At 58.4% G+C, this 21,554-nt stretch carries 15 protein-coding genes; 3 read left to right on the forward strand and 12 right to left on the reverse strand.

Features of this window, described 5'->3' with window-relative positions; all coding sequences use genetic code 11:
• Positions 1-24 precede the first annotated feature (24 nt).
• The 7 genes from FHS49_RS08285 to FHS49_RS08315 form a co-directional block, all read right to left on the reverse strand.
• Positions 25-1,740: a GMC family oxidoreductase gene (locus FHS49_RS08285; protein ID WP_184017165.1), complete on the reverse strand. Its 1,716-nt coding sequence runs from the start codon at positions 1,738-1,740 to the stop codon at positions 25-27.
• Positions 1,741-1,763: 23 nt separating this feature from the next.
• Positions 1,764-2,315: a gluconate 2-dehydrogenase subunit 3 family protein gene (locus tag FHS49_RS08290; protein ID WP_184017167.1), complete on the reverse strand. Its 552-nt coding sequence runs from the start codon at positions 2,313-2,315 to the stop codon at positions 1,764-1,766.
• A 12-nt stretch (positions 2,316-2,327) separates the two neighbouring features.
• Positions 2,328-3,296, reverse strand: coding sequence for a sugar phosphate isomerase/epimerase family protein (locus tag FHS49_RS08295; RefSeq protein ID WP_184017169.1), 969 nt, complete (start codon positions 3,294-3,296; stop codon positions 2,328-2,330).
• A gap of 69 nt (positions 3,297-3,365) precedes the next feature.
• Positions 3,366-5,630 (reverse strand): TonB-dependent receptor, encoded by a 2,265-nt coding sequence (locus FHS49_RS08300; protein ID WP_184017171.1) that lies wholly within the window; start codon positions 5,628-5,630, stop codon positions 3,366-3,368.
• A gap of 931 nt (positions 5,631-6,561) precedes the next feature.
• Positions 6,562-7,551, reverse strand: coding sequence for a nitronate monooxygenase (locus tag FHS49_RS08305; protein WP_184017173.1), 990 nt, complete (start codon positions 7,549-7,551; stop codon positions 6,562-6,564).
• A gap of 10 nt (positions 7,552-7,561) precedes the next feature.
• The gene (locus FHS49_RS08310; protein ID WP_184017175.1) at positions 7,562-9,370 is read right to left on the reverse strand and encodes an AMP-binding protein; all 1,809 of its coding nucleotides are present in this window, start codon (positions 9,368-9,370) and stop codon (positions 7,562-7,564) included.
• 75 nt (positions 9,371-9,445) lie between these two features.
• The gene (locus FHS49_RS08315) at positions 9,446-10,618 is read right to left on the reverse strand and encodes an acyl-CoA dehydrogenase family protein (protein WP_184017177.1); all 1,173 of its coding nucleotides are present in this window, start codon (positions 10,616-10,618) and stop codon (positions 9,446-9,448) included.
• A gap of 317 nt (positions 10,619-10,935) precedes the next feature.
• Here FHS49_RS08315 and FHS49_RS08320 point away from each other — a divergent pair, with 317 nt between their 5' ends.
• Positions 10,936-13,254: a TonB-dependent receptor gene (locus FHS49_RS08320; RefSeq protein ID WP_246350442.1), complete on the forward strand. Its 2,319-nt coding sequence runs from the start codon at positions 10,936-10,938 to the stop codon at positions 13,252-13,254.
• A 36-nt stretch (positions 13,255-13,290) separates the two neighbouring features.
• On the opposite strand, the gene FHS49_RS08325 is transcribed toward FHS49_RS08320, so the two are convergent.
• The 4 genes from FHS49_RS08325 to FHS49_RS08340 all read right to left on the reverse strand — a co-directional run bounded on the left by FHS49_RS08325 (position 13,291) and on the right by FHS49_RS08340 (position 17,068).
• The gene (locus FHS49_RS08325; protein ID WP_184017179.1) at positions 13,291-13,938 is read right to left on the reverse strand and encodes a TetR/AcrR family transcriptional regulator; all 648 of its coding nucleotides are present in this window, start codon (positions 13,936-13,938) and stop codon (positions 13,291-13,293) included.
• 303 nt (positions 13,939-14,241) lie between these two features.
• The gene (locus FHS49_RS08330) at positions 14,242-15,573 is read right to left on the reverse strand and encodes a HipA domain-containing protein (RefSeq protein ID WP_184017181.1); all 1,332 of its coding nucleotides are present in this window, start codon (positions 15,571-15,573) and stop codon (positions 14,242-14,244) included.
• A complete protein-coding gene (locus tag FHS49_RS19625; protein WP_246350444.1) occupies positions 15,570-16,076 on the reverse strand; it encodes a helix-turn-helix domain-containing protein in 507 nt (168 codons plus the stop codon). The genes FHS49_RS08330 and FHS49_RS19625 overlap by 4 nt, the downstream gene beginning before the upstream one ends.
• Before the next feature lie 347 nt (positions 16,077-16,423).
• Positions 16,424-17,068, reverse strand: coding sequence for a site-specific integrase (locus FHS49_RS08340; RefSeq protein ID WP_343052940.1), 645 nt, complete (start codon positions 17,066-17,068; stop codon positions 16,424-16,426).
• A gap of 97 nt (positions 17,069-17,165) precedes the next feature.
• Here FHS49_RS08340 and FHS49_RS08345 point away from each other — a divergent pair, with 97 nt between their 5' ends.
• Positions 17,166-19,466, forward strand: coding sequence for a TonB-dependent receptor (locus FHS49_RS08345; RefSeq protein WP_184017185.1), 2,301 nt, complete (start codon positions 17,166-17,168; stop codon positions 19,464-19,466).
• Between the two features lie 95 nt (positions 19,467-19,561).
• Entirely contained in the window at positions 19,562-20,512 is a 951-nt protein-coding gene (locus tag FHS49_RS08350) for an isopenicillin N synthase family dioxygenase (protein WP_184017187.1), read from the forward strand.
• 77 nt (positions 20,513-20,589) lie between these two features.
• Here FHS49_RS08350 and FHS49_RS08355 read toward each other — a convergent pair whose 3' ends face one another.
• Positions 20,590-21,552, reverse strand: coding sequence for a zinc-binding dehydrogenase (locus FHS49_RS08355; RefSeq protein WP_184017189.1), 963 nt, complete (start codon positions 21,550-21,552; stop codon positions 20,590-20,592).
• Between the last annotated feature and the right edge of the window lie 2 nt (positions 21,553-21,554).

Here is a 21,554-nt window from a genome sequence, read left to right on the forward strand (position 1 = left end):
ATATTGCTCGCTTGAGCAGGAACTCTAGATTTGCCCTGCCTTGAGAAACTCAACCGCGTGGTGCGCTGCTCGAGCGGACAAGGCCATGTAGGTCAGCGACGGATTCTGGCATCCGCTTGAGGCCATCGCCGAGCCATCCGTGATAAACAGGTTCGGGACGTCGTGCGCCTGATTGTAGCGATTGAGGACCGATTTGCGCGGATCCTTGCCCATACAAGCCGTTCCCATCTCGTGGATGCCCATGCCCGCGGGGCCGAGTTCGCCGGGAGAGGGAGCCGGCTGCCCCGGCAGCAGCTGAGAAGGCACTATAGTCGCCCCGGAAGCCCGCAACATCGCTTCGGCATCTTCGTCGATCTGCTTCGCCATCTTCCGTTCATTCTCGCCGTGGGTAATGTCGATATGCGCAATCGGCATGCCCCACTGGTCGGTCCGGGTGGCGTGCAGCGTTACCCGATTGCTGGGATTGGGCAGCATCTCGCCGAAGGAATAGAGATTGATGGTCCAGGGCGGGAGCTTGCGAATAGACTCCTTGAAGTCCGCGCCTGTCCCTTTTGCGAGGGCAACGGCTTCGCGCCATCCGCCGCGAGTGATGCTGCCTTGATACAGATAGCCACGCAAAAAATCCCCGTCTTCGGAGATATTACGGTAGCGCGGAATGCAAATGCCGGTGGGACGTCGACCGTAATAGGTTCTATCCAGAAAGCCGGGATAGATGCCCGTGGTGCCCTGGGTTCCAATATGATCCATAAGGTTCCGGCCCACTTGGTCGGACGAGTTCGCAAGGCCGTTCGGATTGTCGCCTGACCGTGAATTCAGCAGGATCTGAGTTGTCGGGATCGTCGATGCGCACAGGAACACGATCTTCGCGTCATAACTGCGATGCGCCTTGGTATGGGCATCGATTACCCGCACCCCCGTCGCCTTGCCGATCTTGGCATCATAGATGACGCTGTGGACGATCGCATCGGTCACGATGGTCAAATTCCCGGTACGCTCGGCCGCCGGTAGCGAGGAACTGAGACTGCAGTGATAGGCACCGAACGTGCAGCCCCGCTCGCACAGCGAACGATACTGGCAGGGGTTGCGGCCCAATTCGATGTGGTGCGGTTTGGCTTCGGAAAGGTGCGCGCAGCGTCCGGGGATGACGTGGCGGCCCGGAAATGCCTTGGCCATCTGCGCCTGGAAATCCCTTTCGGCATCGTTGAGCGCCATCGGGGGTAGAAAATTGCCATCCGGCAGTTGATCCAGTCCCTCTTTCGACCCCGAAACGCCGATAAAGTTCTCGATATGATCGTACCATGGCGCAATATCGACATAGCGGATCGGCCAATCCGATCCATGCCCGTCCTTCGCATTGGCCGCGAAGTCCACTTCGCCCATGCGGTATGTCTGGCGCCCCCACATAATCGAGCGGCCGCCGAGATGATAACCGCGGATCCAGAGAAACGGCTTGTTCTCCGGCGTGGAATAGGGATGCTCGGAATCCTTGACCCAATAATGCTTGGTCGCCGAGTTCACCGCGTAGCACAGACTCTGAATGGGATAGTCGCGCGCCAGTTCCTCTTGCGGGATCATGTTGCCCGTCGGCAGATCCCACGGCATCATCGAATCGGTATAGTCAGTGCCGTGCTCGAGCTTGCGCCCGCGCTCGATCACCAAGGTTTTAAGGCCGCGTTCACACAGTTCCTTTGCGGCGATTGCGCCGCTCATCCCGGAACCGACTACGATTGCATCGAACATTTGTAGCTCCCTTTGCGCTGCGATCAAGCGCCGCCCTGCGTGCGAGTTTCAGGAGTGACCGGCAGCGACGGATCCCATCGGCCCGGAACATGTTCATAGCGCAGCTCTGCGGTAGAGCCGGGTTCGGACATGTAATATAACGAGACGATCAGCATCTTGATGGTCGCGAATATGGGGGTGTTTTTCGCGCCTCCCTCATCGAACATAGCTAGAACCGATTGGCGTCGCGCATCGTCCAGGTCAGCAAAGCCCCGACCCCTGCTCGATCGCGCGGCACTGTTGATCTCCGCGAGCCCATCGAGCAGTTGGGTGCGGGATTGGGGCGAGGCCCATTTGTCCAGCAGTTCCTCAAACAGCGCAGGCACTTTCGCATCGACAGCGCCGGGCGTGTCCGTCCTCGGGATGATGGCATCAGACAGAGCGATCACCAGAGCGCGGCTTAAAGGGCCGAGGGTGGCAACGCCTGGCGTATCTGCAGATGCCGCTGACACAGCACTCGGCACAATCGCCATTCCCACGAGCAGCATCGCGCTCTGGATCAACTGCCTTCGGTCAAGCACCGCGCGGTCTTTCATGTCTGCGCCCTCCTAGGCCGCAAGTTTTGAAAGATAGTCGAATGACTTCGCGATCGACTCCATCGGCGGCGTGGTGAAGGCCTCCTGCTCGACATAGAAATGCCGCACCCCGGCCGCATAGGCCGCGGGCAGGATCTTGGCCCAGTCGAGCGTGCCCGACCCGACCTCCGTCGCTTCCATCAGAAATGCGAAATTGGGCTTGGTTGACGCGCCGACATCCTTGACATGGAGCTGACGAACCCGGCCTCTGTGCTTATGCAGAAATGCTATGGGATCCAGCCCCGCAGCGGCAAGCCACGCAATATCGAGTTCGAAAGTGACCAAGCCGGGATCCGTTTGCTGCCAAAGGATGTCCCATCCTGTCATGCTCCCGACCGAAGCGAATTCAATGTTGTGATTGTGATAGCCGACCGAAATTCCGAACGGCTTCATGGCCGCTGCCTTTTCATTCAACATCGCAGCCGTGCGTTTCCAGAGATCGGCTCCAGCGGCGGTGAAAATGCGCAGCACTGCGGCTCCCCAATCCTCGCCCGCAAAAGGCTGCGCGCCGCTTGCCGAAAAGGGCGGCATGGGCAGGATCAGCCGGTTTATCCCCAAGGTTCCCAAATCGTCGGCTAGTCGTTGCGGCTCGCTATCGAATGATAAGGTGCCGGGAGAAGCGCCATCCAAGCCGGACAAATGCATGCTGCTGAGAGAAAGTCCCGCACGGTCAGCAGCGGCTTTGACTTCAACCGCCTTGAGGCCGAACAATCCGGCCAGCTCAATATCCCGGTATCCGATTGCGGCGACGCGGGATAAAGTGCCTTCAAGATCTGGAGCCGCGACTTCTCCGAGGGTGTAGAGTTGCAGGCCGATAGGGCGTTGAACGCGCCGGAAGAATGGCACTTTAGATTTGGCGAACAGGCGCTCGGAAAAAGCCCCGCCCGCATAAATCGCGCCAGCGCCCGTAAGAAAAGTGCGGCGATCCAATATTGGCATCATGGATTTGTACGTCCGCGGCAGCCGACAATCATATCGGTTATATCATTCATATCCCTACCATCCGCTCGATCAGAACTTGACGCCGACGCGCACACCAAACTTCCGAGGATCCAGAAATTGCGATTGACCGTCAAAGCCGAAGTTGGCGTTTGTAATGACAATATTGTCTTCCAGATTCTCAACGTAGGCACCAAGATAGAATGTGTTATCGGGTGCATTGTAAGTAATCGACAAATCAGTCTTGGTGTAGGAAGGCTGATAATAGTCAATCAGATTGGCCGTATCGGTGAGATAATATTTCGCGCTCATTCTAGTGTTCACCCGAGCAACGATGGAAGCACCTGAGGACAGCGGATATGTGTAGTCCATACCCACCGTCACGACCGAAGATGGACTTCGCGGCAGATGATGGCCGGAGAAGTTGACAAATATGGGCAGATCGCTGGTAAGGACACCAGGCGTAAACCGCTCATACCGGGCGTCCAGAAGGTCGAGACCCGCTCGGAACCGGAGGCCTCGGACGGGCTGCGCGATGAATTCCAGTTCAATGCCATCGATCTGCGCCGCAGCGGCATTCTGGGTCAACTGACAGACGCCGCAGCTTGCGAAAGCGCCAGACTGCGTGACCTGTAATCCCTTGTAGTCATAGTGAAATATCGATGCATTCAAGCGAACGGCGTTGTCGGCAAAGCGCAGTTTAACACCCGCCTCATAAGCGGTCAGGGTCTCGGGCTTATAATAAAGCTCGTCTTCGGTGAATGAGCAGAAATCACCCGATCCGATGGCGCAGCCATCGTTGAACCCGCCCGCCTTATAGCCCGTTGCAACGCTAGCGTAGAACAGCCCAATTGGTGAATCATAGTCCAATCCGGCCCGCCAGGTGGTGCGCGAAAAGGTACGCGACGCGTCGTTGATCGCGGACAGAATGCTGTTGCCAGGCACCCCTTGGCTGGGATCCAGCAGGATGAGCGTGATGCCCTGGCGAGATTTCCGATCGTTGGAATAGCGCGCGCCGGCGGTCAGGCGGACGTTCGGAAAAATTTCCAGATTGGCTTGCCCAAAAACCGACTTATTGATCGCAATAGTCGGGTTCTGAACGAAGCTCAGCCCGGTTACATAGTCAGGAAAACCGAAAGCGACAGGGTTGAGGAACGTTGCGACAATGCTGGACTTTTCCTTGAAATAATAACCACCGACCTGAACCTGCAACGGCCCCTTATCGTAGGCGAGGCGGACCTCATGCGACATTTGCCAGTATTTTTGACCGGGGGCCGTAAATCCGATGCCAAAACCTGTCGCCTGGTTGTTCCGATCTGAATCCCGGTACGATCCCAGATACGTGAGTGCCAGGCCGCGGGACAAGCCGACATTCAGTTCACCACTAATGCCATATTCCCGGTCATCGCGAAACGGACGGATAAGCTGAGCCGAGTTATTGACGCGAAGATCGCGGGAAGATCCGCCGACATAGATCGGCCTGACCGCAGTCAGTGTGGTGGGATCCGAGAGAGGGGCAGTCGGATCAAAAAAGTTTTCGGTCGACGCAGAACTGATCGTCGTGCCCTTCATCGTGGAATAGTCGCCGATGATTTTCAGGCTGATAGCGTCGATCGGCTTCCACAACGCGGTCAAACGCGAAGAAAAATTCTCCTTGAACGGGTCATAACTGTACCCGTCGCTGGCCCCGTTGATTGCATAGCTATCGGAACGATCGTAGTTCACCGCAGCCCGGACGGCAAAGGTATCGCTCAATGGAATATTCACCATGCCAGTCGCATTGACATGGTTAAAGCTTTCGTAGCTCACATCAGCCCGGGCACCCAAGTTGAATTCGGGATCATGGGTGATGACGTTCACAACACCCGCAGTGGTGTTGCGACCGTACAGCGTGCCCTGCGGCCCACGCAACACTTCCACCCGCTGCACGTCAAAGAAACTGACCTCCTGCGACTGCGGCCGTGCCAGATAAATTCCGTTCAGCAGAAATGCTGCCGACGGATCACCCTTTTCGCTGCCATCGTTACTCGTAACACCGCGAATGGTGATCTGAAGTCCGTCTCCTCGCACCAAGGAGGTGTTCGGCAATAAGCCATTGAGCTGGGTGGGATTGGTAACCCCGCGCTCAATGAGCTGGTCCCCGCTCAGGGCAGTAAGGGAAAGAGGGGTTTTGGACGCGAATGTCTGAACCCGGTTTGCCGTCACGACAATATCACCGTCAGGGGCGCCCTCATCAGGAGAGGCTTGTGGTGGCGAGACATCTTGCGCGGCCGCTGGTGTGGCAAAAATCGAAATCGCAATTACCGATGTCAAACGAGTAAGTTTGTTCTTGGTCATGCTGCCCCCAAAGCAATAATATAAATCACTCATCAGTCATATTATTTGAGTAATTCATAGAAGATCGTTGCCGATGAATATTAATGGATACATTGATTGTAGACAGCGGAAACTGATCGCTCTGGGCTATCAGAATTGCAGCTCGCAGAAAGCTGGGCCGTCGATGGGAATTTTATACATACGTGCGCGCATAACTTAAGTGCTATATTTAGTGCATAGCATCCGAAAAATCCGCACAGGTCATTCGCCCAAATGTCTTTTCATGATGCTTGCCCCTTGCGACCATCTCGCCTTGGTTGTCAGCATTGCGTAAACTGCGTCCGGCACGGCATAAGATTGTGTGACGCGATAATATTGCGGTTGACGAGCTTGGAAGCGTGCTGACCGGGGAGGAGCGCGAAGGATCACTGCAGGTAGTCCGAAAAAGCCGCCGGCCTTCCTCTCTACGCCATTCATCCAAGATCCCCCTGAAGGGCCGTTATCTCGATCTGTCTGTTACCCTGTTATAGCCAGCTATGCTCGCCGCGAAGGCAACCATGGCTTTTCGCCGATCCAGAACGGTGCGCGGCGAAGAAACTGTCTCGATCCTTGCGCGACGCGCTTTAGCGAAGATAGAAATTATTCCGGCACCTTGATCTGCAAGGATGAAATCTGGAAGGTGAAATCACACGAAGGGGAACCGCCGCGCTCCAAGCGCGCGATACGGAAGGGTAGGTTTCGACAGAATAAATTTGCGGCTGGGAGACCGGAATGGGTCGAAGACCGAAACATGGTAGGTGGAGCCAAGTACTACCGCATACGTTCCGTGTGCTCATGTTCCTAAAGTTCGACACCAAAGCCTTATGAGCCCTTAGATGATTTTGGCGAGCGACTAACGGCCTCCAAACGAAGCTTTTAATCGCTTCATCGGAGTTAACGGACTAAACCCTTGTCAGTGATCCAAAGCGGAAACACTTGCGTGACTGCGTGGGGAGCAGACCCGCTGTCCGGCTACACTATATTCTTTTGTAAGCCTGACAATCAGATCGGCCGCGGAGGTGAGAGCCTCGATTGTGCCTACGCCTTGTCCGGCAGCCCAGATGTCGCGCCAAACCTTTGCGGCCAGCGTGTCGTCAAACTTCATCGTGGTTATGTCACCGGCAGGCAGATTGTCTGGATCCAGCCCGCTGGAAACGATCGAGCTGCGCAAATAATTGCCATGCACGCCGGTGAAATAGTCCGAATAGACGATGTCCCTGGCCGTACTGTCGATCAAAGCCTGCTTATATTCCGGGATGGCATTAGCCTCTGTAGTGGCAATGAAAGGTGTGCCGATATAGGCTAAATCGGCCCCCATGGCCTGCGCTGCCAGAATGCCGCCGCCGGTCGAGATCGCTCCGGACAAGGCCAATGGGCCATCGAACCAGCGGCGGATTTCGCTGATGAGCGCGAAAGGCGATAGCCTGCCGCCATGACCGCCCGCGCCGGTGGCGACGGCGATCAGGCCATCGGCACCCTTCTCCACGGCTTTGCGGGCGAACGGATCGTCGATGATATCGTGCAGCGTGATCCCGCCCCAATCGTGAACCGCCGCGTTCAGATCTTCTCGCGCGCCAAGCGAGGTGATGATGATCGGCACCTTCCATTTCTCGCACACGGCCAGATCCTGATCGATGCGACCATTGGACCGGTGAACGATCTGGTTGACCGCGAAGGGCGCTGAAAGAGACTGGGGATTGTCCCGATCCCAGGCCGCTAGCTCCTCGGTGATGCGGTGCAGCCATTCGTCGAGCAAACTCTGGGGTCGCGCGTTCAGCGCAGGAAAAGAGCCCACGATTCCTGCCTTGCATTGGGCAATCACCAGTTCGGGACCAGAGACGATGAACATGGGTGAGCCGATCACCGGCAAGCGCAGTCGATCGAACAGGCTGGGAAGAGTCACTGCGATTTCCTCAGGATATATGATGCTTGTGCACGATCGTAAGGCCGAGGGTGGCCGCGATCGCGTCCGCCTCGGGCGCTGCCGAAGTCGCGGCTCCGGCGGTCCAGGCGACCGTGATCCGGCGCGCGCCGAGATCGTCGCAATAGATGCTGTCAATGCCAGCGACCCCCTGCAGGAGCTCGCTCATCCGCATGGCCGAGGCTTTCTGCCGCAGTTGATAGCGCGCGATCTTGCCCACTAGGGTGAGCGGGAGGTCGTCGACGAAAATCACGCGCTTCGGGCGGGCTGGGGGCTCGTCTATCCCTTCCCCGACAAAAGCGAGCAGTTCGGCTTCGGATACTTTCGCCCCGGGTTTGCGAACCGCATAGACGATTGGCAATTCGCCTGCGAACGCATCCGGCATGGCCACCGCTGCGGCGATCACGATGTCGGGATGGCGAGCCACCACATCCTCGATCGCAAGCGGATCGATATTGTGGCCGCCGCGGATGATCACGTCCTTGGCGCGGCCGAGCAGCTTGAGTTGGCCGTCGGGCAGGAATTCGGCGAGGTCGCCCGACGCATACCAGCCGTCGGTGAGGCCATCGACCAGGCCATCCACGGTGCGATATCCGCTGAAGAGCATCGGCCCGCGCACGTACAGCTCATGCGGCGCATCCGGCGCGATCGGGACGAGACGCGCCTCGAGCAGAGGCGCGGGATAGCCGACCGCCTGTTCGCGCATCACGCCATCCATGACCTGATAGGCGCCCGCACCGCTCATCTCGGTCATCCCGAGGCCCTGGACCATCGGCACACCGACGAGCTTTACGAGACGATCGACCAGCTCGGCGGGGATGGAGGCGGCACCCGTGAACATCGATCGCAATTCGGGCCACCGGGCCGAAGGTTCGCCCTGCGCCGCGATCTGCGACCATGATGCGGGCGCAAGGGCGATGATGTTCGTCTTCATGCGCGCGGCAATCTGCCATAGCGCTGCGACCGTATCGGGATCCCGCGCGCCGGCGATGCTGCAGTTCATGAGCGTAGCCCCGGCCGAAAAGATACCGAGGCCGACGATAAACGCACCGCCGACATGGAAAAAGGGGAAAAGCTGAAGGATGCGCTCACCATCCCGCCAGCCGATGCCCACCGACGACGTATGGATCGACGCCATCACCGCATCGAGGCTGAGCTCGGCGAGCTTGGGAGCCCCGGTGGTGCCGCCCGTGTGAAACAGAAAGGCGGGTCGTGCGCCGGACACCGCCGGGATAGCGGTCGGGTCGCCGGTGGCAAGGAAGTCGTCCCACCTGAAATGGCGTGCGCTGCATTGCGCGAGTTCGGCCGACGCGCCATGGCCGGCATCGATCTCGATGACGATGTCCACCCCCGCGATACGCACGGCCTGTGCCACCGTTTCGGCAAGCTTCATTGCGGGATGCGCGCCGAACGCCACAATCGCTTTGACGTGAGCAAATCTGAGTTGGGCAGCCAGCGCTTCGGCCGAAAGCAGAAGATTGAGCGGGAAGGCAATGGCGACGCTTGCGGTGCCGGCGAGCGCCAGCAGCGTTTCGGGCAGGGACGGCGCGACGATCGCCACCGTGTCACTCTCGGTGATGCCAGCCGACACCAACGCTCCGGCAAACCGCGCTGCGATATCGGCCGCTTGCGCATATCTGTAAATCCGGGGCGCGATGTCATCCGCGTGACGAAGATGAACAAAGGCCTCTCGATCGGGATAACGCGACGCCTGATCTTGCAACATCGCGACAGGGTCCGGCATCTGGCTGATGCGGCGACGGGCCTCGATCTCGCGCTGCTTTTTATCTTCAGCTTTCATGCCTGGTCTCCTGAAAATCCGACTGGCCGCTGGCATTGCGGATGGCCAGTCCCCGAGCAGTGTTGACGACCGGCCTCATGGCCTTGTGGACGCCGCAATCGTTGGTGCATTCGATCCGTGCCTGATCGAACGCGCGATGATCACCTTCATAATCTCGCTCGTGCCTCCATACACGCGCATGACCCGGCTATCGGCAAAAAGATTGGTGATCGGATATTCCATCATATAGCCATAGCCACCAAAAAGCTGCTGGCACGCGTCGATGACGGTGAACGCGGTTTCGGTGAGCCAGAGCTTGGCCATGGCGGCCAATGCGTCATCCAGATCATCATTCAAGAGTTGAACCATGAGCTGGTCGAAGAATGCGCGGCCCACGGTCGCCTGCGTCTTTGCATTGGCCAGGGTAAATTGCACGGACTGAAAATCGAACAGCAATTTGCCGAACGCGTCCCGCTGCAAGGCGTAGTCCGTCGCGAGTTCGACCCCGCGCTCCATATTGATCAGCGCTGACTGAGCGATCGTCATGCGTTCCCAAGCCAGTTGCTGCATGAGCTGATAGAAGCCCTGGCCGGGCGTTTCCCCGAGCAAATGATCCGCGGGAATGAACACGTCATCAAAGAACAACTCCGACGTGTCCTGCGCGTGCATACCCAATTTATCGAGATTGCGCCCGCGGCGAAAGCCATCGGCCGTCTCGGTCTCGACAACAGCCAGCGAGAGAGCACCGTCACTGCCGGATAACCGCGCCGCCACGAGGATCAGGTTCGCCGTCTGTCCATTGGTAATGAAGGTTTTCTGCCCGTTCAGGCGCCAGCCGCCCTCGCAAGGCGATAGCGAGGTGCGAATCCCTTTCAGATCGGAACCCGCGCCGGGCTCCGTCATTGCGATCGCGCCGATCACATCGCCCTGCGCCATGCCGGGCAACCAGCGCCCACGCTGCTCTTCGGTGCCGTAAGCAAGGATGTAATGGGCAACGATCCCCGAATGGATGCTGTGTGCCACGCCCAGATTGCCGCCAAGACCGGCCCGGCTGAGCTCCTGCAGGATCACCGCCTCATGCGCCAATGTGCCGCCGCCGCCGCCATATTCCTCCGGGATGCTGGCGCAGAAGAGGCCCGCAGCAGCGACCTTTTTCCATGATTCCGAAGTGATCTGGCGTTGCGATTCCCATGCCGACACATCGGGCAGGAGATCGCTGGCAATGAACCGCGCCACCTGATCGCTCAAGAGGTTGAGTTCGTCATCCATCCATGGAGATGCCCCGAGTTTCATCCTGCCCCTATATCTACCGTTCAGTAGAATAATAGCAGAAAACCTCCACTTCTTGTCAAGCACCAGAGATGCCCAATCGTCTCATTTGGTTGAGAAATGAGACATGTGGCGATTTTCGCTGGTGATTTCGGCAGCGCGATAGATGGCACAGGTATCCTTTCCCAGTTTCCACCTTGCTACCGTATGGTAGAATATATAATGAACGATCGTCCGTCACAGACTCGCGAACGAATGTGAAGCGGCGGACGATTGTCGATGAGCATCGACAATTAGGATTTTTAGGAGGGGTTGATATGATGAGATACGCAATGCTGTTCGGTGCCGCTTCGGCGTGCGCGATCGCAACATCGAGCCTGGCGCAAACGCCGGTCGAAACGCAGACCGACGATACCGAAATGACAAACGAGATCGTCGTCACGGCCCAAAAGCGTGAGGAATCGCTTCGGGATGTGCCGATGTCCGTGACCGCCCTGACGGGTGCCCAGCTTGCAAGCAAAGGGATCACCGACGTCCAGGGTCTGATGAAAGTGACGCCGGGGTTCAGCTTTGTGGAAAGCGGAAGCGCTGTTCCCGTATATTCCCTGCGCGGTGTCGGTTTTTTTGACACGGCCGCGGGTGCGCGCCCTACCGTCAGCGTCTATCAGGACCAGATTCCCATCCCCTTTTCAATCGAGACGACAGGGGCATCTTTCGATCTGGAGCGGGTCGAAGTGCTGAAAGGACCCCAAGGTATCCTGTTCGGCCAGAATGCAACCGGCGGCGCGATCAACTATATCGCCGCCAAGCCATCCGCGGATTTTGGCGCAGGCGCGAGCGTCAGCTATGCGCGATTCAACACGGTCGACGTCTCGGGTTATTTGACGGGGCCGCTAGGGCCGACATTGAACGCCCGCCTCGCGGTGCGCGGGCAGCGTGGCGACGACTATCAATATAGCTACACCCGCGATGATACTCACGGGGCCAAGCGTTTCCTGCAAGGCCGATTCCTGCTCGACTGGAAGCCTTCGAGCGCGTTGAGCGTCGAATTGGGCGTCAGCGGCTTCCGCGATCGGTCCGATACGCAGGCCGGTCAGTTGCAGCAAGTGCTCCTCCAGACGCCGGCGCGCGCGAGCTTCGTGCCGCTGCTCATCCCTTATCCGACCGCTCCCGCCAGCAACCGGGCTGCCGATTTCGACGCTGGCGAAGCATTTCGGCGCAATAACAAATATTATCAGCTTTCACTTCGTGGCGACTATTACCTGAACGACATGCTGACGGTGACGTCGATCACCGCATATTCCGACATGAGCGTCCATCAGCGGATCGATCAGGACGGCACGTCGCTCACAGCCTCGACGTCGGACGTTCGCGCCAACCTATCGTCCTTCTCGCAGGAATTGCGCCTTGCCGGTGATATGGGCGCTGTGCAGTTCGTGGTGGGCGGATACCTCAGCCATGACAAGGCGAGGGAAGACAATGTTTATGATCTTCCCTATTCGACAATCTCGCGCACGCTGCCGACCGGCCATCTGCCGAACTTCATCCTGAGCAGTGACCAGAATTTCAAGACTGCCGCCGTCTTTGGCAATGTCGATATCAAGATCGGCGAAGCGCTGACAGCCCATGCAGGGGCGCGTTACACGAATGCGAAGAACGCATATTCCGCGTGTAACAGGGCGGGTAGTGCGACGACCGCCGCCACATTGACCGCCTTCTACAATATCCTGCGGGCGGGCGCCGGGAGCGCGCCCATTGCCCCGCTTGCGACCGGCGATTGCGTCACGCTCGACGCGACGCTTACGCCAGTGCCGCTGATGGACAATCTCGATCAGGATAATGTCTCCTGGCGGCTCGGCCTCGACTGGAAGCCCGCAGGTGAAGGCCTGATCTACGCGAATGTGAGCCGCGGCTACAAGGCCGGCAGCGTATCGACGCCACCCGCACTGGCGACGGCTGCCTTCGTCCCCGCGACGCAGGAGTCGGTGCTCGCCTATGAAGTGGGTTTCAAATTCCCGATCAAGCGCCGCTATCTCGAAGCATCCGGCGCGTTGTTCTATTATGATTATTCGGACAAGCAGGTGCTCGGCCGTGTGCTCACGCAGCCGACCCAATTGGGTGCACTCCAGGCGCTGGTGAACGTGCCGCAGTCGCGCATTCAGGGCGCGGAGTTTCAGATCAACTCCAATCCCGTGCGCGGGCTGTCCCTCATGATTGGCGGCACCTACCTCGATTCCAAGGTCACCCGCGATTTCATCAATTACACGATCACGGCGGTCCAAACCAACTTCAAGGGCAATGCGTTTCCCTACACGCCGAAATATCAGCTCGTGGCCGACGCCCAATATGAAATGCCCATCGGCAATTTGATAGGTATGATCGGATCCAATATGAACTATCGCAGCACCACGAATTCGGGCTTCGGAAACCTGCCGTCGCTGAACATCGACGGATATACGCTCATCGATGTGCGGGCAGCGATCAGGACGGAAGATCGTCGCTGGCAGGCGATGCTGTTCGTCCGCAATCTGACGGACAAATATTATTGGACGAATGTCGCCCGTCTCACGGATACGATCCGTCGCTATGCGGGCGAGCCGCGGACATATGGCGTTCAACTCAGCACTAAATTCTAAACCACGCAGGCGCGCTCCCTAGCAGGAGCGCGCCTTTCAATCGTCCTTCTTCTTTGGCCGGGCCTTCACTGCCTTGCCAAAGGCGGTGCCGGTCGGTGTGAGGCCGTGCATCAGCAGATCAAGATAAGCTTCGGCGACGTCGCGAGCGTTGAATTCCCCGCCGGTTCTGAACCAGCGCGGGATGCCGTTAAAAGCGCCGAACATCGCGCGTGTCGCAATGATGGGATTGCAGCGCCCGATCGACCCATCTTCCTGACCATCCATGACCATCTGGCATACGGCGTCTTCGATTGCGCGCCGTGCCAGAGTGTCGTTTTTTCGAGCCTCTGGGTTCAGCGCTTGAGGGTCTACCAGCGCGATGCACCGGCCGAAATCACCGCACATGATTTCCGTATAGGTGGAGAAGAAATGGCGGAGCTTGCCAGCGCCGGTGACGTTAATCTTCTTCGTCTTCTCCATCGCCTGTTGCAGGGCGTTACGTCCCACCAGGACGCATTGAAAGAGAAGGTCGTCCTTGTTCTTGGCGTAATAATACAGCACCGGCTTCGACACGCCGAGACGGTCAGCCAAGCTGCTGACCGACGTCTGATGATAACCCTCTTCGGCAAAGGCCAGAGCCACTTTGTGAAGAATTTCCATGCGGCGGGCTTCGAAAGCCGCCGTCCTGTCGCCCGTCTTGGCCAAGTCTCGACGGATAGATTGCGTGCCCAAAGCGTTTTGCTCACTCGTGCTGGAAGCTCACGACATCGCGCCAAACGGAACGCGAGCCTGCCTCACATGGCCCGAAGCTATAAGCGGACCGACCGATCGCGCAACATTTCCCTGCGATGCCGCAATGGCAATCACTTAGCCGCGGCCGCGCTAGGAGAGCGGCGAGGGGTGCCCCCCTTCACAGGTAAGCACGGCCAATATTGAGTGACCAACGCGGTTGAGGAAGAAAATGCGGCCAACCGACTCATCTCCCCGCGAGGAGCGCCCTTATTCTCATCAACTGAGGGCCCAGCCTCCGCCCTTGACGATGTGAGCGTCACGCTCGCGCAGGTCGATACCCAGGTCGAGGAGCGAGACGAGGTCGCTCGCGGTTTCTCCGAACAATCGATTAAGCGCGCGCATTTCAGGTGGGAAGTCGGCGGAGAGACGTTCAATTCCATTCACGAGTTCACGAGCCGCATTTGACAAGATGCGCTTTGCGCCTTGGCCGGGCAAACCGATATCAGCACAAAACTGCAGCAAATCGGCAGAGGTCAGCTCTGCCGGGAGTTTGGCTTCGCCCAGGCGAAACGCAAAGTCCTCCTTGAACCCCGCGACCGTCTGGACCGGGACAAGGTCATAGAACGGTGCCAGCGTGATCGATTGGCCAGGCCCGTAGAGCAGCGCATTGTTCTTGGCGTGGTTGTCATTGTTGCCAACCAGAAGATTGAACAACGTCATGCGCAAGAACGTCTCCCGCGCACGCGCGGGTTGGTCGGTCACTGCCAATATTCTTCCAATCACCTGCGCATCGAAGCGGCGCTGGAGCGTGCCCCGGCGTTCATATTTGAGGTCCGCAGGAAGGCCTGCGGCTTGCGCGAAATCTTCCTGGTGCTGGCGCTGGATGAAATTGCCCTCGACGTGCCGGTCGAAGCGCTGGATCAGCAGAACCTCATGGCCATTGACCGTATCAGCCACCGAACTGCCGACCCGCAATCCGCATTGTGCGGCAAGAAGCGTGAGAAACGCCTCGTCTCTCGCCTCGTGGCGATAATTCGGGTCCGGCAATTTGAGGATGTGGGTCGTGGGCGCGCCGCTCTTTTGCTTGGGGATCGCAAATCGGCCATCAGGTATCGCGGCGAGCGAAATCTTCAGCCTAACGCCGGCGACTGGCGAGGGGTCGCGCAATTCGTCGGGAAGCGGGCGTCCCGTAGCCAGCCGTTCTACAAGCTCGGCAAATATCGCGTCGTCAATCGGATCGTAGTCCTCCAGCATATGGCCTGGGCGCTTGATTGGCGGGTGGTCGATCGGCAGCACGCTGACAGCGCCGGCGCAATCCGATCCCATGAGCGCGAGAAGTCCTGCGATATTCCCCCGATCGATGCCTTCGCGCGAGATGACTGTCTGGAGCAGGTTGTTCTCCTGGAGGAGATTGTCGAAAAAGGCTCGGACCGGCGCATCACCGAACGGCTCATCGCCAAGCGGTAACGACAGCGACAATGCATGGCGTTCAGCATTGCCGAGCCATTCAGGCGTGTAGGCAAAAGCGAGGCTGGAATCGTCGCCTTTGACAAGGTGGCCGATCGGCTCTGCCGAAGCCTCAAGCCATACGTTCAAGATCAGCGTCATGCGCTTCGGCTGCGCGCGGTGATATCGATCCCTGCAGCCAGGGCACAAGCAAGCACCTTGTCAAATTCCAAGGAGCCCTTGCCTCCGCTTTCGAGCTCGGAAATGAACCGTCGCCCCACACCAGCGTGTGCAGCGAACTCGGCCTGATTGAGTTTCATGGCCTTGCGCGCTTTTCGGATCATTGCTCCCAGATCTGAAACGGTGCGAATTGGTGCCTGCGTCGGAGAAAGCTTCGTTTCGGTTTTGGTCCCGGCAGCCGGTGATGCAGGGCGGGTGAGTTGCCGCGCGAGGTCGATCGCCCGCTGCGTCGGCGCATCTTGAAAAGTGCGGATCCGGTCTTGAAGCAGCGGCTGCATGACACTGTCGCCCGCTGACTGAATCTCACCCAAGGGGCTGCGCAGCCTCTTTAACGAGCCAATGGAATCAAGCATTTTGAACACGCCATCACGTTCCCGCATTTCGCGCAGGAGGCGGGCAGCGTCGGTTTCTTTAAGAAAAGACATCCTGCTCCCTTTCGGGAGCAGGATGGGCGCAGAATGGGCAAAAGTCAATATATTGACCCGAGCGGGATCAAATTAGAAATTCCGAAGCTCTGATTGACATTTTGCACCTGTTCGGGATCGATGACGACGTTGAGCTTTGAATTCGACGATCTGTTCAAACGTACCAAGGATGATTTAGCCAACGTTCAACAACCACTTTGATATTGTTAAACGTTGGCATATATATTTCACGAGCGCAACTATGTAATTGATTTTACACGATATTGTTATGTTTTGTAATCAGTAGGTCGTCAGTTCGACGACTGACAGGCGGCACCATTTTTTTCAATGACTTACCTGCATTTATTTTACCAAAAACAACCGCGGACGACCCGGGCTGTGTCCAAAAGTGGGTACAGTCCCATTTTCACCATCCGCCGTTTTCTGCCGATCTTCAGCGTCCTCGGTTGGGCCTGAAAAATCAGTTGTTCGGCATAAGGCTGGAGATGCTTCACAGACGAATGCGCATAACGCCGCACCATCGATTCGGACTTCCAGCCACCCAGTTCCTGAAGCACCCATGTGGGCACGTCCTTCTGCCGGAGCCACGTCGCCCAGCTATGGCACAAATCATGCCAGCGGAAATTTTTGATCCCGCAGCGTATCAATGCCTTTTTCCATGCCTGAGTGTTCACTTGGCAGATTGGTCTGCCAGCATAAGTGAACACGCGAGTCTTATGCTTGCCCTGTTGGCGCGTAAGCACCGCCAGTGCGAGATCGTTGAGAGGGACACCCAAGGCATCACCATTCTTCGTATCCCCATGCCCGATCGTGGCAATGCGGCGGTCCATATCCACGCGGTCCCAACTTAGGTCCCGAATATTTCCTGCCTCAAGCCCGTCGCGAGCGCGAACAGCCAAGCTCCTTCTGATGACCGGGCAGTTCCACCGAAAGCCGCTTGGGCGCTTTATGCGAACGATCAACCCTAAATTTGGCGATTGATTAGGTTGCACGCGCTCAATAGGCCTTTCATCGGAAGTTTCAGGGTTATTCTTGAATCTCAATTGTTACAAAAAAGTGGCTAAGCCACGCAGCCGGGGGGTTCATCTCATGAGAACTAAATTATACGCGACCGTGGCGCACATGGCGGTGATGATCGCCATCGCGGTGCCACAATTGGCTCATGCGCAGACTGAAGCGAGCGCGCCCGAAAACGAAGAGGTCGATAGCGCGACACCGCAGGGCGAGATCATCGTCACCGCGCAGAAGCGCTCCCAGCGCGTTGCTGACATTCCCATCTCGATCACCGCACTGAGCGGCGCAACGCTCGAAAAGCTGAGGATCACCCAGAGCGACCAGCTCGTCGCGGTCACCCCCGGCCTCGCCTGGGGCGGCGCGACCGGAAAGTCGAAGCCCGCCATCTTCCTGCGCGGCGTCGGCGTGGACGACTATCATTCGACCTCAAACAGCCCGGTCGGCACCTATTCCGATGGCGTCTACATGGGCAACAGCTTCGGCTATGGCCAGCTCGTCCTCGACCTTGACCGCATCGAAGTCTTGCGCGGCCCCCAAGGAACATTGTGGGGCAAGAACACGACCGGCGGCGTGATCAACTATATTCCCCGGCTCGCTGAGGTCGGCGAAGACGCCAACATGTCGGCAGAATTGGGCGTCGGCAAATATGGCGGGCTCACGACGAAGTTGGCAGCCGGTATCCCGCTCACCGACACGCTCGCGGTTCGTGTTGCCTTTGGGCGCGAACGCACGACGGGTTATTACACACCAGTTGCTGGTTCGGCGGATGAGCATGGCAAGAGCACATGGTATGGCGTGCGCGGTTCCATCGCCTATGAGCCCAGCGCCAACGTCAGCATCGTCGGCGAACTCAATTACAGCAATCTCGACGGCGAGGCGCCGCCGATGAAGTTGTTGGGGACATTCGATCCCGCCACCTTCTTCAATTTTGCGCCGTGCACCGCCGCCGATAGCGGGCAGTTGGGCACGAGCTGCGTTGATGCCTTCGGATACTCCAGTTCGGCTGATCCCTACGAAACATCCGGAACAATGGATTCCACCGAACGGGTCACGACCTTCGCGCCTATCCTGAAGATCGAGATCGGCCTGGGCGACTACACGCTTAACTCCCTCACATCCTATAGCCGCAGCAAGCGTCGCTTCCAGCAGGACGCCGACTTCAGCCCTTCGCCCTATCAGTGGAACTTCTTCAACGATGATTTCGAATCGGGAAGCCAGGAACTGCGCCTGTCGTCTCCGACGACCGGCAAGCTGAGCTGGATGCTGGGGCTCTATGGCTATAACGACAAGGCCGTGTCCTACAATACGAGCAGCAGCCCGGCTTTCGCGGCCACGCAGATCGCTGGATTTTACACCAACAAATCACAATCCTATGGCGCGTTTGCCGACGCCACTTATCATGTGACCGAGAAATTGAACGTCACCGTTGGCGCCCGTTACACCCGCGATCAGCGTCAATTCAATGGCCGGTTGATCAACTATGCCGCCGTCCCTGATGGGATCTATGATCAGGAAACCGTGTTGGCGAACAATCTGGGGCCGCGTATCGATTTCTCGCCCGGCACGTCACGTTCCGACGACAATCTGAGCGGTCGCATCGTGGCCGATTATCACTTTACGGATCGCTTCATGGCCTTCGCCAGCTTTTCCCGCGGGTTCAAGGGCGGCGATGCAAACAGCGGCGCAGCAAAGCCCGTTGATTTCTACATCACAGGCCCGGAACATCTCACGGCCTATGAAGCCGGTATCAAGGGCGATATCATTCCCGGGCTGCTGACGACCGAGACCAGCGGATTCTACTATGATTATCGGGACGCGCAGGTCTATATCCAGCTTCTCGACGATGACCCCAATGATGACGTCATCTACCGAAGCACGCTTTCGAACGCAGGCAAGGTCAAGATCTACGGCATTGACGGCAATCTTAGCCTGACGCCGACCAGGAACTTGACGGTCGATTTCAACTACGCTTATTTGAACTCCAGCTACACGAGCTATCAATCGTCCGACGGCACGATCGACTATAGCGGCAATGTGACGCCTTTTGCTGCAAAATGGCAGCTTAACGGCCGGATATCGCACACCTTGCCGCTTGGTGGTGAGATGTCGCTCGATACGGGAGTCAACGTCGCTTACCGGTCGATGGCCTATTTCACGTCGGACAATGATCCCATCGTATCGCAGCCGGCCTACACGCTGGTCGATCTGAATGCGTCGCTCAACATCAACAAGAATGTGAGCATCTCGGGCTGGATCAAGAACGTGACCGATAAATTCTATTGGTCGGGCGGATATAGCCTGGCCGCTTATGGCGTGAATTTCCTTATGCCCGGCGCGCCGCGCACGTTCGGTGGCTCCGTCCGCCTGAACTTCTAAACTGCATAGAGTTGTGGCCCGCGGGTTGCCTACGGCATCCTGCGGGCTCTTCTTGTTTTAAGGCCGTGCTGCCTGAACCGAGTGGAGCGAATTGCTTGACGATCCCCCTGATCGACCTCACCGACGCCCTGACGGCCGATGCTTCCGGGCGGGAGCAGGTTGCCGATCAAATCCGGGTGGCCGCCGAGACCTGTGGTTTCTTCTACATCAGCAATCACGGCGTTCCGCAGGCGTTGATCGACCGGCAGTTCGAAGAGGCGGAACGGTTCTTCAAACGCCCCAAGGAGGCCAAGCAGGCGGTGGCGCTTCAATCCCATGGCCCAATGCGCGGCTATGAGGCCATTGGCAGCCAGACCCTGGATTCCGCCGCCCATGCCGATCTGAAGGAAAGTTTCCAGTGCGGCCGCGAATATGCCGCGGATCACCCTTATGTGCTGAAGGGATATTCCTCCTACGGCGCGAATGTCTGGCCCAGCGACATCCCCGAATTCCAGAAAGCGTGCGAATGTTACTTCGATGCCATGACGAGACTGTCTGGCACGCTGATGCAGTTGCTCGCACGCTCGCTCGACCTGCCCGAGGATTATTTTGGCCGGCTGAACGCTTGCCCTTCCGACACCCTGCGTCTGCTGTGGTACCCGCCGCATCCGGCCCGCTCCGATGCTCGCACCTTCGGTGCCGGTGCCCATACGGATTGGGGGGCGTTGACCATCCTGGCCCAGGACGCGAACGGCGGCCTTGAAGTGCAGATGCAGGATGGGCGCTGGGCACCTGCGGATCCCATCCACGGAACCTTCGTCATCAATCTCGGCGACATGATCCCCCGCCTGACCCACGGCCGCTATCGTTCGAACCTGCATCGGGTGATCAACAAGAATGCGGAAGCGCGGCATCGGCAGTCAGTCGTCTTCTTCACGGATCTGGATTTCGAAGCGCTGATAGAGCCGATCGCGGGCCTGGCGGCGGCGCAGCACGATCAAACGGATCGTGCACCCTTTACGGTCGGCGAGCATATGGCGCAAAAGGTGCGTGAAACCTACGGCTAAGCCGGATTTCCCCCTTTCCGCTTTTCAACTGGGTTACGCTTGGCGGCGCAGCGCCGCCCAGAAACTCGCGACCTCGCTTACGGCTGCAGAATAATGCGGCCAAAAGGAGAACCCGTCTCGGCGTGATGGTGTGCTGCCGCCGCATCGGCCAAAGGAAAGATGCGGTCGATCGGCATCGCGATTTCGCCCGTCACCATCCTGTCCATCAGCCCCGCGAGCGTCGCTCTCACACGCGGCGTGCCAAGTTCCTTGCCAAACAACATGCCATGCACCGTCACGCCTCCCATCACGACATCCATCATATCGAGCGCAACCTGATGGCCTGGTGCGAGGCCGACCAGAACCATGCGGCCGCGATAGGGAAGCAACCTCAGCAGATCGCTACAGCTTTCGTCGCCGGCCATCTCCAGATAGAGATTGATCGGCTGGCCTTGCGCCGCTTCGGCGATCCGGCCCGCGATGCCAGCGCCACGACGATCGACGCCCGCAGTCATGCCAAGCCCGCGCAACCTGTCCAGCCGCTCTTCCGAAGAGGCGGTGCCGATAACGTGCGCGCCCGCCGCCGCGGCCAGTTGCACGGCAACGATGCCGACGCCCGACGAAGCGCCGTGGAGCAACACCGTCTCCCCCCTGCTCAGTCCGCCAATGGCGAACAGCGCCTCGTTGGCCGTTCCAAAAGCCACGGGCACCGTCGCCGCCTGGACGAGGTCGAGCGCGGCTGGCACGGCGTAGACCGTCTCTTCGGGAACGGCCATCAATTCGGCGTGACTGCCCAGCCAGTGGAATGCGGTCACCCGGTCTCCGGCAACGAAGCGCGTGACTGCAGAGCCAACGGCCTCGACGACGCCCGCCGCCTGATAACCGATAACGTGAAACGGGCCGGCCACCACACCCGCGCGACGGTGAAACAGATCTCCGGCTTCGATCGCGATCGCGTGGTTCCGGATCAGGACATCGCCGGGGCCGACGACAGGATCCGGGATGTCGCCATATCGCAGCACATCGGGGCCGCCGGTTTGCGTCAGATAGGCGGCTTTCACTC

This window comes from Sphingobium boeckii, from assembly GCF_014199215.1.
GTDB lineage: Bacteria > Pseudomonadota > Alphaproteobacteria > Sphingomonadales > Sphingomonadaceae > Sphingobium_A > Sphingobium_A boeckii.

Bases quoted from the DNA above. Each gene is read 5' to 3' on its own strand.
- FHS49_RS08285 (WP_184017165.1), bottom strand. From the start codon at position 1,740: ATGTTCGATGCAATCGTAGTCGGTTCCGGGATGAGCGGCGCAATCGCC.
- FHS49_RS08290 (WP_184017167.1), bottom strand. From the start codon at position 2,315: ATGAAAGACCGCGCGGTGCTTGACCGAAGGCAGTTGATCCAGAGCGCG.
- FHS49_RS08295 (WP_184017169.1), bottom strand. From the start codon at position 3,296: ATGATGCCAATATTGGATCGCCGCACTTTTCTTACGGGCGCTGGCGCG.
- FHS49_RS08300 (WP_184017171.1), bottom strand. From the start codon at position 5,630: ATGACCAAGAACAAACTTACTCGTTTGACATCGGTAATTGCGATTTCG.
- FHS49_RS08310 (WP_184017175.1), bottom strand. From the start codon at position 9,370: ATGAAAGCTGAAGATAAAAAGCAGCGCGAGATCGAGGCCCGTCGCCGC.
- FHS49_RS08315 (WP_184017177.1), bottom strand. From the start codon at position 10,618: ATGGATGACGAACTCAACCTCTTGAGCGATCAGGTGGCGCGGTTCATT.
- FHS49_RS08320 (WP_246350442.1), top strand. From the start codon at position 10,936: ATGATGAGATACGCAATGCTGTTCGGTGCCGCTTCGGCGTGCGCGATC.
- FHS49_RS08330 (WP_184017181.1), bottom strand. From the start codon at position 15,573: ATGACGCTGATCTTGAACGTATGGCTTGAGGCTTCGGCAGAGCCGATC.
- FHS49_RS19625 (WP_246350444.1), bottom strand. From the start codon at position 16,076: ATGTCTTTTCTTAAAGAAACCGACGCTGCCCGCCTCCTGCGCGAAATG.
- FHS49_RS08345 (WP_184017185.1), top strand. From the start codon at position 17,166: ATGAGAACTAAATTATACGCGACCGTGGCGCACATGGCGGTGATGATC.